The organism is Gilliamella sp. B2838, from assembly GCF_026536185.1.
In the GTDB taxonomy this organism is placed as follows: domain Bacteria; phylum Pseudomonadota; class Gammaproteobacteria; order Enterobacterales; family Orbaceae; genus Gilliamella.
On sequence record NZ_JAFNOO010000001.1, the window covers coordinates 253,670 to 268,632 of the forward strand.

The 14,963-nt window shown below is 28.7% G+C and carries 13 protein-coding genes; 3 read left to right on the forward strand and 10 right to left on the reverse strand.

The features are described 5' to 3' along the window. Positions 1-67: 67 nt before the first annotated feature. Positions 68-1,036 (reverse strand): glycosyltransferase family 8 protein, encoded by a 969-nt coding sequence (locus tag J3U63_RS01155; RefSeq protein WP_267370226.1) that lies wholly within the window; start codon positions 1,034-1,036, stop codon positions 68-70. Positions 1,037-1,230: 194 nt separating this feature from the next. Between J3U63_RS01155 and J3U63_RS01160 the strand changes: the two genes are divergently transcribed. Together J3U63_RS01160 and J3U63_RS01165 are read left to right on the forward strand one after the other, a co-directional pair. Then, the gene (locus J3U63_RS01160; protein ID WP_267370227.1) at positions 1,231-2,208 is read left to right on the forward strand and encodes a glycosyltransferase family 8 protein; all 978 of its coding nucleotides are present in this window, start codon (positions 1,231-1,233) and stop codon (positions 2,206-2,208) included. A gap of 17 nt (positions 2,209-2,225) precedes the next feature. Further along, on the forward strand, positions 2,226-3,290 hold the full coding sequence (locus tag J3U63_RS01165) for a glycosyltransferase family 2 protein (protein ID WP_267370228.1): 1,065 nt from the start codon (positions 2,226-2,228) through the stop codon (positions 3,288-3,290). Positions 3,291-3,336: 46 nt separating this feature from the next. Here J3U63_RS01165 and msbA (J3U63_RS01170) read toward each other — a convergent pair whose 3' ends face one another. Both msbA (J3U63_RS01170) and msbA (J3U63_RS01175) read right to left on the reverse strand, forming a co-directional pair. Continuing rightward, positions 3,337-5,097 carry a lipid A ABC transporter ATP-binding protein/permease MsbA gene (msbA, locus tag J3U63_RS01170; RefSeq protein WP_267370230.1) on the reverse strand — a complete coding sequence of 587 codons (1,761 nt, stop codon included), beginning with the start codon at positions 5,095-5,097 and terminating at the stop codon, positions 3,337-3,339. Between the two features lie 24 nt (positions 5,098-5,121). Further along, complete coding sequence (gene msbA / locus J3U63_RS01175; protein ID WP_267370231.1) at positions 5,122-6,858, reverse strand: lipid A export permease/ATP-binding protein MsbA; 1,737 nt, start codon at positions 6,856-6,858, stop codon at positions 5,122-5,124. Between the two features lie 251 nt (positions 6,859-7,109). On the opposite strand from msbA (J3U63_RS01175), the gene J3U63_RS01180 reads away from it, so the two are divergent. Next, the gene (locus tag J3U63_RS01180; protein ID WP_267370232.1) at positions 7,110-8,003 is read left to right on the forward strand and encodes a glycosyltransferase; all 894 of its coding nucleotides are present in this window, start codon (positions 7,110-7,112) and stop codon (positions 8,001-8,003) included. Here J3U63_RS01180 and rfbD read toward each other — a convergent pair. The 7 genes from rfbD to J3U63_RS01215 all read right to left on the reverse strand — a co-directional run bounded on the left by rfbD (position 7,998) and on the right by J3U63_RS01215 (position 14,962). Next, a complete protein-coding gene (gene rfbD, locus J3U63_RS01185; RefSeq protein WP_267370233.1) occupies positions 7,998-8,864 on the reverse strand; it encodes a dTDP-4-dehydrorhamnose reductase in 867 nt (288 codons plus the stop codon). The two genes, J3U63_RS01180 and rfbD, sit on opposite strands and share 6 nt — an antisense overlap. 3 nt (positions 8,865-8,867) lie before the next feature. After that, entirely contained in the window at positions 8,868-9,401 is a 534-nt protein-coding gene (rfbC, locus tag J3U63_RS01190) for a dTDP-4-dehydrorhamnose 3,5-epimerase (protein ID WP_267370234.1), read from the reverse strand. 2 nt (positions 9,402-9,403) lie between these two features. Then, a complete protein-coding gene (gene rfbA / locus J3U63_RS01195) occupies positions 9,404-10,273 on the reverse strand; it encodes a glucose-1-phosphate thymidylyltransferase RfbA (protein ID WP_267370235.1) in 870 nt (289 codons plus the stop codon). Between the two features lie 15 nt (positions 10,274-10,288). Further along, positions 10,289-11,350: a dTDP-glucose 4,6-dehydratase gene (rfbB, locus tag J3U63_RS01200; protein ID WP_267370236.1), complete on the reverse strand. Its 1,062-nt coding sequence runs from the start codon at positions 11,348-11,350 to the stop codon at positions 10,289-10,291. Positions 11,351-11,519: 169 nt separating this feature from the next. After that, positions 11,520-12,491 carry a glycosyltransferase gene (locus tag J3U63_RS01205; protein ID WP_267370237.1) on the reverse strand — a complete coding sequence of 324 codons (972 nt, stop codon included), beginning with the start codon at positions 12,489-12,491 and terminating at the stop codon, positions 11,520-11,522. Beyond that, complete coding sequence (locus tag J3U63_RS01210) at positions 12,478-13,566, reverse strand: DegT/DnrJ/EryC1/StrS family aminotransferase (RefSeq protein WP_267370238.1); 1,089 nt, start codon at positions 13,564-13,566, stop codon at positions 12,478-12,480. The genes J3U63_RS01205 and J3U63_RS01210 overlap by 14 nt, the downstream gene beginning before the upstream one ends. A gap of 1 nt (position 13,567) precedes the next feature. Beyond that, on the reverse strand, positions 13,568-14,962 hold the full coding sequence (locus J3U63_RS01215) for a hypothetical protein (protein WP_267370239.1): 1,395 nt from the start codon (positions 14,960-14,962) through the stop codon (positions 13,568-13,570). Position 14,963: the final 1 nt, after the last annotated feature.

Genomic DNA, 14,963 nt, shown 5'->3' on the forward strand with positions numbered 1-14,963 from the left:
TTTTATAATGAATTTATTAGATAGTAAAATTAGTAATTGGTTTTCAACTTTCTGTAAGTCAATTAGATTAAAAATTTTTTTTAGTCAAATAAAGATAGTAAAATTTCAAAGCCGTTGCTATTTTACCCTTCTTAAAATTATATTTAGCAAAATGGCGTAGCCATGATCTTTTTAACGCCAAAGGACGTCTTGTATGACGCCATGGAGATAAATTAAAATACTTTTTGAATAAATTAGAATCAAATGTTTGGTACCAAGGTTTATACCCTGTAACATAATGTAATAATACTGTATAAGGTGGAATAGATTTTTCTTCACGGCAAGAAATTGTTATTTGAACTTTGGTATTGAATTTAATAGGTAATAATAACGTTTTACCTTCTAATAATATATTCAAAACATCCTGATCAGCAAAACGATAGATATTTCCGTCATTTATTGTTTGCATACATTTAGCAGAGATTTCGTTCTTAACCCATTCTTTTGTGTTAATGAGTAAAACTCCAGCATTAAAATATTTTTCTGAATTAATAGGATATAAATCTTTGATAACATTTCTCATTACGTCATCATCGGGAATTACTGCAGCAATATAACTCGTAATTTCAGTATTATATAAAGTATTTATAGGCTTTAAACATAAAATATCGCTATCAATATATAAGAATTTATCCGTTTCTTTTTCTAATATATCAGGAATAATAAATCGAACACATGACATAAAAGATAAATAACCCAAAAGTAATGTTTCTGAATTAACCTGAAAGTTATTATTTAAGTAATATATCTTAATAGTACATTTGTCACTTACTAACTCATTAAATTTTTGTAGTTGCATTGAAGAAATAGTATCCACAAAAAGATGGAAACAAAAATTTAAGTTATTATTATTTTGAATGATTGAAGTTATTGTAATTCCTGCTGGCATTGCATAATTATCATCAAAAGCCAATGCAATGTGCATTAAATTATTATCTTTGGTACTTTTTTGAGAAAACTCTTCAACTTTACTTATATATTTATTGGAATTAAACATTTATGCTTTCACTTTAAAAAATTTTTTTTATTTTAATTAAATACTTTAAATGTGTAAATTTATTTAACCTTTTAAATGTTTTCAAAACATCCAAAATTTTATTTATATAAAATTTTCACCTATATTTTGTTAAAAATCGAATATATAATTAACGAAATATATTGTAAAAATAACTAAAATTAGAACGAATTTAAATGTATAATGTAAATAACTTTATTGATCAAATTGAACCTATAAGTACGAATCATAATCCACTGTTTCCTACTCTTAACATTGCCTTAGGTTTTGACAATAATTATGCACTACCAGCGGGAGTTGCAATATCATCTGTAATTAAAAATACTCCAAATTATAATCTTAATTTTCACCTTTTTATTGATAATGTTTCTGATGCAAATATATTAAAATTTAAAGAGTTAATATTTGATAATGTATCAATTACACTTTATTACTTAAATAATAATTTTATTATCAATCCCAAAACATTAGTTTTGCATATTCCAACGGTATCAACTTGTATTCGTTTTATTATGCCAAAACTTCTCGTTTCAGTAACGGATCAATTAATTTATCTTGATAGTGACATAATTTGTTTACAATCATTAAATAAAATAACTGAATACAATATTGACAATTATATTGCAGGCGTAATTAGTGATACTAAAGATATGCAGCAAACTATTAGCAAAATGTATAATATTGATTCAACAAAATACTTTAATGCTGGAGTTTTGTTAATAAATACCAAGAAATGGTGTGAAGAAAATATTTCTGAAAAAGCACTAACTATGATAAATGATGGAAATATTTATAAGTTTGCCGATCAAGATGTTTTAAATATTTTACTGGAAAATAAGACACTATTATTACCAATAAAGTTTAATACTAAAATAAAAATTTCTATCGATGCCCATCAGGAAAAACAGATAAGGCCCTATACTGTTATATTACACTATATTTCACAAAATAAACCTTGGTATAAAGTCTATCTTTCTGAAATTTTTAACGACTATTTAGCTCTCTCTCCCTGGAAAGATGAGCCATTACCTTTAAGTGGCGATAGTTCATCAATAAGAAACTATGCTAAATATCTATTTAAACAGAAATACTATTTTAGATCTGTTTATTATTATATTATCTATTTAAAATATAAATTATTTCTTAAAAAGTAATTATCTGACCGAATCTTATGATTAATAAAACCATTTGTCTTTCTATAATTATACCTTGTTATAATGTTGAAAATTACATTAAAGATTGCTTAGATTCTTTAATTAGCCAATCTTATGTATCTAAAGAGGTTATCTGTATAGATGATGGTTCTATTGACAATACAATCTCAATTCTTGAAAAATATGCATCATGCTATGAGTTTATCAAAATATATAAACAAACAAATCAAGGGGTAAGTGCAGCTCGAAATAAAGGGATTGAATTAGCCACAGGTGAATATATCTTATTTATTGACTCTGATGACATCCTAAATCCCGATTTACTGAAATATTTCGAATTATCACTAAAAACAAATCCACAGTTGGAGTTATTTTATTTTGATTACACAGCTTTTACAGATAAAAATATATTAAAGTTAGAACATATAACAGGCATAGAAACAAAAACATTTGAATCAGGTATTAGCTTGTTAAATTATCTTTTAGAAAGAAAAAATTACTCTGGCGTTGTATGGCGTTATATTTTTAAAAGACAATTAGTTACAGAAAAATTTATAGAAAGAAATCATGAAGATCATTTATTTTCTCTTTCGATTATAACAAAAGCAAAAATTTCTCATTATCTAAAGAATAAGATGGCATATTTTCATCGTATAGGTCATTGTTCACTGTCAAATCTAGGTGTAGACAATCTTTATACTAATACTCTCAGAAGCGTTTTACATAAATGTATACAAAAAATTACTACGTTACCTTTATCTGCTATTGCTACACGTAATTATATATTAGTTATGAATGCTACTTATTTAGAAACAGTATTAAAATCAGAGAAATTTATTAACAAAGACGAAAAAGATAACTTGATTAAGGAATTAGGTTTATTGAAACTTCTCATACGCATTTATATCAACAACAAGTCTAACATCATCGGTAATATTTGTTTTATCTCAAAATTTTTAAAACAGCACGATTGTTCAATATCAACAAAAATAGCATTATTGAAATGTGCTATATCCAAACAGCATCCCTGTTCGGATATTAAAAACAACTACAAACAATATTGTTCATTGGATAAATTTTAATAAAAGCGAGTTCAAACCAACACAATAAGATCAAAAAAGACGTACATTACTCGTTGAAATTACTTTTATGCAACCTTGTATATGTACCATTAAGGCTCAATAACTCTGAATGAGTGCCTTTTTCAATAATTTTACCATCATTCATAACCAATATCTCATCTGCATTTTCAATAGTTGATAATCGATGGGCAATTACAATAGCTGTCCTTCCTTTTTGCAGTTCATCTAAAGCTTTTTGGATCGCACGTTCTGATTCAGAATCTAAAGCTGATGTTGCTTCATCAAGAATTAAAATAGGCGTATCGCGTAATAATGCTCTTGCTATTGCAATACGTTGACGTTGACCACCTGACAATAAAACACCACTTTCACCAACCTTTGTGTCAAAGCCATTTTCAAGGTCCATGATAAAATCATAAGCATAGGCTTTCTTAGCTGCTTCTTCTATTTGTTCTTGAGAATATATTCCTAGCCGTCCATAAGCAATATTATTAGCAATTGTATCGTTAAATAAATGAACGTTTTGAGACACTAATCCAATCTGATTTCTTAAAGAGTAAAGAGTATAGTTTTGTATATTAATATCATCAATTAAAATATTTCCTTGAGATACATCATAAAAACGGGTTAATAAACTGGCTATTGTAGTTTTTCCTGATCCTGAACGCCCCACTAAAGCAACAGTTTTACCAGCAGGGACAGTAAAACTAATATCATTTAAAGCCAATTCATTTCTTGTTTCATAACCGAATGATACGTTTTCAAAAACTATATTACCTTCTACTCTTTCAACATCTAAAGTCCCGCGATCATTTTCTACAGGTTGCTCTAATATTGCAAACAACGTTTGACACGCAGCCATACCTTTTTGGAATCCAGCATTAACACTAGTTAAGCTTTTTATTGGTTGCATTAAAGCAACCAATGAGGAAAAAACGACGGTGAACTCACCTGGAGTGATATTCAAATCTGGATTACTCGCAGTTAATAAAACAAATGCAATAGCAAATGAGATTACTAACTGCACAATAGGTGTTGATAATGCTGATATTGAAACTAAACGCATTCCATCACGTCTAAATTTATTACTTACTTTTTCAAAATTTTTCGATTCTTCGTCCTGTGCACCAAATATTATAATTTCTCTATGCCCTTTTAGCATTTGCTCAACAGACATAGTGACATTACCCATCGAATTTTGCATATTTTTGGCTAATCGCCGAAATCTAACAGAGATATAAGTGATTAAAGCAATTACAATGGGGGTAATGATAATCAAAGATAGTGATAACTGCCAACTATTATAAAACATTGTATAAAACAACCCACAAATAAAGGCTGATTCACGAATTATTGTAATTAAAGCATCTGATGAAGACGCTGCGACTTGGTCAGTATCATAAGTAATTCTTGACAACAATCTACCTGTTGAATTTTGATCAAAATAACTAACTGGTGCATCAACAAAATGGCTAAATAATTTTTGCCGAATTTTCATCACAATTTTACCAGAAACTAATGATAGAAAAATGGAATAACCATAATTAGCAATCCCTCTCAACAAAACTAAAGCAAAAATATAAAAAGGTGCCATAAATAAAAATTCTTGATCATTCATAGAAAAACCGCGATCAAGTAATGGTCGTAATAATGCAATTAATGAAGTATCAGCAAAAGCACTAGCAATCAGCAAAATAACAGATAAAAATAAGATAAATTTATGTTCTGCAATAAATGGCCATAACTTTAAGAAAGTTCTTAATGTTGATGAATCTTTATCTATTTCATTTATATTTTGTTGTGTCATATTCAATATTATCTTTTGTTTATTCTAAGAATTAAATTGCATTTTATGCATTTGAGCATAAATTCCGTTTGCGGACATTAATGATTGATGGTTTCCATCTTCTACAACCTTACCATCATCGATAACTAATATTCGATCTGCTTTTTCAATAGTAGATAAACGATGAGCAATAATAATTGATGTTCTATTTTTTTGTAGAATATCTATAGCATCTTGAACCAATCTTTCAGATTCATTATCTAATGCTGAAGTTGCTTCATCAAAAATTAAAATTGGATTATTTCGTAATAAAACACGTGCTATAGCAATTCGTTGTCGTTGCCCACCAGATAACAAGATACCGTTATCACCGATCTCGGTATCAATTCCCTTATCCAATTTATCAATAAATTCAATTGCATTAGCTAGTCTTGCTGCTCTAATTATATCTTCTTTACTGTAAAGGTGTTTTTCACCATAAGCAATATTTTCAGCAATCGTTCCATTAAATAAATGTACATTTTGAGAAACATAACCAATTTGGTTGCGTAATGATCTTAATGTATATTGTTGAATATTTATAGAATCTATTAGAATTTCACCTATAGATACATCATAAAAACGTGGAAGTAAGCTTGCAATAGTCGATTTACCTGCTCCTGAACGACCAACAAGAGCTATGGTTTGACCGGCTTCAATCTTTAACGAAAGATTATTCAGTGCTGGTGCATTCCTTGTGGGATAGGTATAGGTTACATTTTTGAACTCAATATTTCCTTTAATTTTATCGGCAACAATACTACCGCGATCCTCTTCTAAAGGCGAATGCAAAAGATCAAATAGTGATTCACAAGCAATTGCACCTTTTTGTAATTCAACATGCAAGCTTGTTAATTCCCTTAATGGCCGCATAACCGCCACCATCGCAGAAAAAACGACAGTAAATGAACCTGGCGTAATATCAAGATGTTGACTAGCAACTAAATAAAGTATAAAACCTAATCCTAAAGTAGCAACTAATTGAATAATAGGAGTTGACAATCTCGAGACTAACTCTATTTTGAGCATACCACGCCGAACACCATCTGTAATATAATTAAAGTTACGTTTTTCATATTTTTGAGCATTAAAGATTAAAACCTCTTTATGTCCCTTCAGCATTTCATCAGTTGCTGTGGTAATTTGTCCCATTCCTTGTTGCATGGAGGCAATGGTTTGTCTGAACTTTTTAGCTATATATTGAGCTATCAAGATAACTAATGGAACTAAAATAATAAGTACTGAAGCCAATTTCCAACTACCATATAGCATAACAATACATAATCCTATTGCATAAGCTATCTCTCGAATAAGAATAATCAGTGCATCGGAAGAAGCTTTTGATAACATTTGAGTATTAAAAGTTATAATGGAAACAAGATCACCAACGGATTGCTTATCATGAAAACTGGTAGGACTTTTAATTAAATGATCAAATATCATCTGCCTAAATTTAGTTACCACTTTACCCGATAACCAAGAAAGACAATAAGTTGACGCATAATTGGACAGCCCTCGCAATAAAATTAAACCGATAATTGCAATCGCTATTGCAATCAAAAGAGAATAATTTTTATCCATTAAACCATGATCAAGCAATGGTTTAGTAAGTGATATTAATGTGGCGTCAGTTGCAGCATTCAATAAGAGCCCCAAAACAGCTACAATTAATGCTTTTTTAAAGGGTTTAATATAAGGCCAAAGTTGTATAAGAGTATTTAGAGAATTATATTTTTTAGACATAATGAAAAAGTAAATTTTAAATTAATATTTATTATACTATAAATAGAAGTTGCCTCGTTAGCTTTATTACATTGTACAGAACTACATTTGAATGACAAAGATAAATTAGTCCCTTGGTATTACCATTAATAAATTAAAATTTAAGTTAGCTTGAATAATAAGTTATATATTATATTTAAAGGATAACGTCCTATCTTTATTATTAATAAAAAGATATAATATTAAGAAAATTTATAATAATTTTGCAAAAAATGAACATCACAGCCGTAATAATTTTGTATAATTCAGATATAAAGAGTTCTGAAACTATCCAATCGCTATTGAATACTCAAAAAAAAAATATTAACCTAAATATAATTATTTGGAATAATGGACCCAAACAACTTGAAATCAATGAATGTAAAGAATTTGAATCTATTTTTAATAAACAAAATGTTCAAATTTCAATTTATGAAAATACTAATAATATTGCTTTAAGTAAAATCTATAATTTTTTTATTATTAAAGAGAATTTTGATTTTTTTTCAATTTTAGATCAAGACTCAATTTTAGCTTCAGACTTTTTCCAAAATATATTATTAAATAATACTTTCGATATAATTATCCCTTTTATATATTCCGCCAACTGGAGAACAAAAGAAAAATCGCTCTGCTATCCAATTTATGCCCAATCTGAAAAATTATTAGATAAAGCTACATTTGAGATGGGTGAAATCGAATCTATTGCTTCTGGATTAACAATATCACATAAATTAATAAATTATCTATTCCAAACTAAAACTCAAATATTTAATGAGAGTTATGCTCTATATGCTATAGATACATGTTTTTTCATTGATTTAAAAAAATTAAATAACACAAATTTTAAAGGATTGTGTATTGGCAAAATTAATCATTCTTTGAATTTCAATCTACATAATCAAGCCCAAATTAGTCCAACTCGAAAACTTGAAATGGACTATTCAAAAATATTGAATAAATTACTTTATGAAAATAAAACTAGTATAAAAGTATTGTTATATATACTAAGAAAATTTGTTCGAAAAGAATACTCACTTAATGTTTTCCTAAAATTATCGCGATGCCTAATAGCCAAAAAACACCCAAGATGTTATAAACCTATCAAAGCAAGACGTTTATTATAAATTTATTTTAGGAATAACGTGCATAAGCGCCTTGTTCCAATTAGAACTTTTAATGCCTAATAACTTTATTTTTTCCATACAAAGCACGGAATACTGAGGCCTAAGTGCCCTTGTCGGATAATCTTTAGTTAAAATTGGCATAATCTTAATATCTGAATGTTTAGTTGATAGATTTAATCTTTTCTTAACATCAAAAATACGTTTAGCAAAATCATACCAGCTAACTGTTTCGTCGCCACAATAATGATAAATTCCACTAGGGCTATTATTTTCAAGCATATTAAAAATAGTTAATGCTATGTCTCCTCCATAAGTTGGATTGCCTTTTTGATCATCAATTACAGACAACTCTGTTCTTGTTTTAAATAGCTTTAGCATAGTTTTAACAAAGTTATGACCATATTCACTAAAAACCCAAGAGGTCCTAATTATAATAGAGGATGGATTATTATCTAGAACTGCAATTTCACCATCACGTTTTGTTTTACCATAGACATTGATAGGATTAGTTATATCATTCTCATTATATGGAATATTTTTTTTACCATCAAAAACATAATCAGTGGATACATGAATAAGTTTTATATTATATTTATTTGCTATAACAGCTAAATTTTGCGATCCAAGGACATTAATTTTATTAGCTAAATCTTGCTCTTCCTCTGCTTTATCAACAGCTGTATAAGCTGCTGAATTAATAATAGCATTAGGCTTGTGTTTGTTAATAATTTTTTCTATTGCAAAACTATCAGTTATATCAAGCTGTTGTTTATCAGTTTCAATTAGCTCATAATTTGAAGGAAATACCGTTATTATACATTGACCTAATTGACCATTTGAACCTGTTAACAAAACTTTCATTTGCTACAACAACTCCATAAATGTTTTACCACGTCCATCCTTATCAGATAGTATTGGATTGGTAATTGGCCAATTGATATTAATGGTAGTGTCATTCCACAATAAACATTTCTCCGATTTAGGATCATAATAATTAGTACATTTGTATTCCACATCAGCAACATCAGATAAAACTAAAAAACCGTGAGCAAACCCTGGTGGAATCCAAAATTGTTTATTATTCTCTGCAGATAAAATTATTCCTATCCATTGCCCAAACGTTGAAGAATCTTTACGAATGTCAACTGCTACATCAAACACTTGTCCTTGCACAACTCGCAATAATTTACCTTGTGGATTATCTTGTTGAAAATGCAAGCCTCTAAGAACATTTTTAAATGAACGAGAGTAATTATCTTGAACAAATTCATAATCTATACCCAATAATCTTTGATAACGTTCTTTTTGAAAAACTTCAAAAAAGTACCCTCGATTATCATTCATTACTTTAGGATGTATAACTTTAAGTCCGTGAATTTTTGTTTCGAAAATCTGCATAACTAAATCTTTTCAACTAATTGATATAAATATTGACCATATAATGTTTTACTTGAACTAATTGCTTCACACCTTACTTGTTCTGCACTTAACCAACCATTCCTATATGCAATTTCTTCAAGGCATGCAACTTTTAAACCTTGTCGTTTTTCAATAATTTGTACAAATGATGATGCTTCAAGCAGACTATCATGAGTTCCTGTATCTAACCAAGCAAAACCACGCCCCAAAATTTCAACATTCAATAAACCTGCATCAAGATACATCTGATTAAGTGTGGTTATTTCTAACTCACCTCTTTGCGAAGGCTTAACTTGTTTTGCCATATCAACAACATTTTCATCATAAAAATAAAGCCCCGTTACAGCCCAATTAGATTTTGGTTTTATTGGTTTTTCTTCAATTGATAATGCTTTAAAATTTTCATCAAAGTCAACGACACCAAATCTTTCAGGATCCACAACTTGATACCCGAAAATTGTAGCACCTTCTTTTTGGGAAGCTACTCTTTCTAATTTTCTTCCAAAACTTTCACCAAAAAATAAATTATCACCTAAAACTAATGAACAACGCTGTTTTTGAATAAACTCTTCACCAATTAAAAAAGCTTGAGCTAAACCTTCAGGTTTAGGTTGCTGTACATAACTTAAATTAATACCAAAACGAAAACCATCACCTAATAAGCGTTTAAACATAGGTAAATCATCTGGTGTAGTAATAATCAGGATATCGCGAATACCTGCAAGCATGAGGACAGACAGAGGATAATAGATCATCGGTTTATCATAAACAGGTAATAACTGTTTTGAGATACCACGAGTAATTGGATAAAGGCGAGTTCCAGAACCGCCTGCAAGTACAATGCCTTTCATAAAATTCACCTATTGTTAAATAACACCTTGTCGCGATCGAGCATATGAGCCATCTTTGATATGATCACACCATTGTTTGTTTTGTAAATACCACTCTACAGTTTTACGCATTCCAGTTTCAAATGTCTCTTGTGGTTTCCATCCTAAATCTTGATAGATCTTAGATGCATCAATAGCATAACGTTGATCATGTCCGGGTCTATCGATGACGTAAGTAATCAAATCTTTATAATGCTTAATATTTTTTGGTTTATTGGGAACTAACTCTTCAAGTAATTCACATATAATATTAACAACATCAATATTTTTACGTTCGTTATGTCCACCAATATTGTAAGTTTGACCAACTTTAGCTTGAGTCGCAACTAGATAAAGTGCTTTAGCATGATCTTCAACATATAACCAATCACGTATTTGTTGACCATTACCATACACAGGTAACGGTTTGCCATCTAGAGCATTAAGAATCATTAGTGGTATCAATTTTTCAGGAAAATGATAAGGACCATAATTATTTGAACAATTGGTAATGACCGCAGGTAAACCAAATGTACGATTCCAAGCTCGCACAAGATGATCACTTGATGCTTTTGATGCTGAATATGGGCTACTAGGAGAATAAGGTGTTTTCTCGGTAAATAAATCGTCAGTACCAAGAAGATCGCCGTATACTTCATCAGTTGAGATATGATGAAAGCGAAAGTTATTCTTTTTATCTTTCTCTAGAATTTTCCAATATGCTAATGCTGCTTCCAAAAGTGTGTAAGTTCCAATTATATTAGTTTCTATAAATGCTGAAGGATTATCAATAGATCGATCGACATGACTTTCAGCAGCTAGATGCATAATAATATCTGGTTGAAAATCTTTCATCAATAAATCAAGAGATTTTCGATCACAAATATCAATTTGTTTGAAATGAAAACGATTATTATTGGAAACTTCATTTAATGACTTCAAATTTCCAGCATACGTCAATTTATCTATGACTAAAACTTCATCGTTTGTTTCATAAATAATATGTCGAACTACAGCGGAGCCAATAAAGCCTGCCCCTCCAGTAACAATTAACCTCATCGGTAAATTTTCCTAATTTTAAAATAAAATAATCGAAATTATCCAATAATAATTAGATAAGGAATTGAAATAAATTATTCATATAACTTTCGAAATGGGATTTAAAATAACTCAACTTCAAAAGCTTAATCAATTAAAAGTATATTCAAATACAAATAAGTATATTTATTCAATAATGAATAAATTTTTTATTAAAAATAAAATCGAAATTTAAAAAATGTAATACTGACATTTTCATGCCATATTTTTTATATTTACGTATTTCAAAAATATTAGAAATTATGACAAATCGTTTTTTCAATTTACCATATAAAAAACAATTAACCACATCTTTATTTACATTATTAAAATCCGTCCGACCCAATAAATTATTTTCATATTTAAAAGTCAAATCATACATAGATTGAATTTTTTTAGTTTGTTTAATGGTGTTATTTTGATGCCATCTATAGGAAAAAAGTATTTTATCTAAATATTTAATTTTAGCATATTTGGCAATTTGAAGATTCATAAACCAATCTTCTAATGGTGCGTTTTTATTATATAAACCTGTTTTAGCATAAATAGATTTCCTAACTAAATAACCATTAGGTATATGATTACCATTATACAAATACAGGTATGTTCCAAAATTATTTTTTAATTGTTTTATTCTCAGAAAATCAGCAAATGTTTTATAACAAGCAATATCTTCATTATAAGTAATATTTCTTAATTCATCCCAATAAGCAACATTACCATTATTATCAATAATCTCATTATTTCCTACAACTAAAGCATACTCATTATTTTCTTTTAAAAATAAAACTTCATCATTAATTGCATCTGGTTTAGCTAAATCATCGGAAGCTATATGGTAAATATAATCACCTGATGATAAATTTATTAACTTATTACAAGTAGAACCTACTCCCTGATTCTCCTGCTTTTGGAAAAAAACATTAACAAATCGTTTTTTACATAAGCTCTCCATTTCAAGAATTTTTTCATAAGTGGAATCGGTTGAGCCATCATCTATTATGATCAATTCAATATTTTCATAAATTTGAGAAATAATTGATTTTATAGTTTCTTGAACGTAGTTTTCATGATTATAGGATGAAATTACAACAGAAACTAAAGGTAATTTATTGATATGCATTTATTACCTCAACAACCTTCTCAATTTCTTTTTGTGTCATTACAGGACTTATCGGCAAAGATAGAACCTCATAATGTATTTTCTCGGTTATAGGATAACTTAAATTATTCCATTCTCTATAGGCTTCTTGTTTATGTATAGGAATTGGATAGTGAATAAGGGTTTGTATTCCATTTGATAGTAGATAATTTTGTAATTTATCTCTATTCTCAGTTCTTATAACAAAAAGATGCCATACATGCATATCTTCATGTAGTGATTTAGGTAAAACAATTAATGGATTACTGATATTTTTGATATAATAATTTGCTATTCTACGGCGTTTATTATTATCTTCATCCAAATAAGGTAATTTTACATTCACTACTGCAGCTTGTAATTCATCTAATCTGGAGTTAACACCTTTATAAAGATTAACATATTTTTTGATAGAACCATAATTTGCAATTGCTTTGATCTTTAAATATAATTCTTCATCATTCGTAGTTACTGCCCCCCCATCGCCTAAACAACCCAGATTTTTTCCAGGATAAAACGAAAAACCACTAGCATCCCCTAAATTACCTACTCTACGTCCTTTATAAATAGCACCATGAGCTTGAGCTGAATCTTCTATTATTTTTAAATTATACTTATCAGCTAACTTCCATATAGCTTCCATCTCAACCGCTTGTCCATATAAATGAACAACCATGATAGCTTTTGTTTTAGACGTTATAGCTTGTTCAATTAAGTAGGGATTAATATTGTAAGTATTAAGATCTGGTTCAACCAAAACAGGTTTACACCCATTCTCTGAAATAGCAAGTACAGATGCAATATAAGTGTTGGCAGGAACTATGATTTCATCTTCTTGCCCGAAACCATATGCTTTAATAATTAAATTAAGCGCATCTAAACCATTTGCAACACCAACTGCATATTTTGTACCACAGTACGCAGCAAAAGCTTCATTAAAAATATTATTTTCTTCTCCTTGCAAATACCATCCTTTATCAAAAATATGTTGAAATCTATCTTTAATCTCTTTTTCATAAATTTTATTAATGCTAGTTAAATCAAGAAATTTAATCATATTATCTACCTTTTATCCATTTAATTATTTTTAAAATAAATGTCACATTTACTTTTACTACAGACCCATTTTTTTTATTAGTGAAAGTTAATAAAGGTATTTTCCAAAAATATAAGATTTTTGTTTTTCTTTCCTTTGATTGCTTATAATATAAAAGAGGAATGATATTGAAAATATTTATTCTAATATCGTTATCACGATTTTTAAATAGAGTAACAATTGAAACTCCCATTACCTTCCATCTTTTACATTTTCTGTACATATTATTGATTTTATTATTAAAAATTTTGAAATCTCTATAAGTAAAAGAAGTCCTTTTCATGGCATCTGTTAAATTACCAATTACAGATTCAATAGTATGATTTTTTATAAAATATTTATATGCATCCTCACCTAACTTTTTTTTCTGATTGCGAATATAAATATCTTCGATAATTTCCTTTAATGATCTTGTATTTAAATTTAATTCTTCTATTTGAGTATCAAACCATCCTAGACAATATTTAATTGTATCTTGTAGATAGACATATTTATTACAGGTAAACGGTACAACATTATGAGGAATAATTACAGAAGGCAATTTTATTGCGGCCCCTTCTAGAATTGATGTTCCCATTGCAAATAAAACATCTACTTTAGTCGATAAAAATTCATCTAACTTGTTAGATGTTACTGTTCCCATAAAATGAATAATTAAATTAGGAAAATCATTGGGATGAATTTTTTCTTTATCTTCCCCTGAGCCTATAATATAAATATGTTTTTTAGAGAAAAAATCTAACCTATTGAAATGATTCAACAAATCAATAATTGAATATATTTTATCCAAACATAGCCGTCCTAAAACTGCAATATTAATTTCCCCAATTTTTACTAATTTAGAACTAGCAAATTTGCTTTTTCGTTTCATTACAACTGGAACATAGCATTCATCAAAAATTATATTTTTTGTATTTTGTGCCATACGATGTGAATAATCAGCAAAAAAAACGGAATTTGTAGATTTGACAATCCTTAAAAAGTCAGTTATTAGTTTATTATTTATATCCCATACTTTTTTTAAAACAGAGATACAACTATTATGCCAATTGAAAAATAAAATTTTACTATCTGGATGCATTGAAGGTAACCAACATGCCCAATAAATTGGAGTAATCAACAAAACAGGCTCATTATCCATATGAATACCAAAATCATGTTCACCAACTTCAATTTTTTTCACTAAAGGGTTTTTAAGCAGTTTATCCGATAACCCTTTTTCATAATCGGTATAATAAACTTCAAAACTCGAATTTTCAGCTAGCTTATCAGCTAATCTAGTTAAATAGTAGGGGCCACCAGAAACCTCTCTCCAGGGAAAATAAAACACAACTTTTCGTTTTACGACATTAGTCATG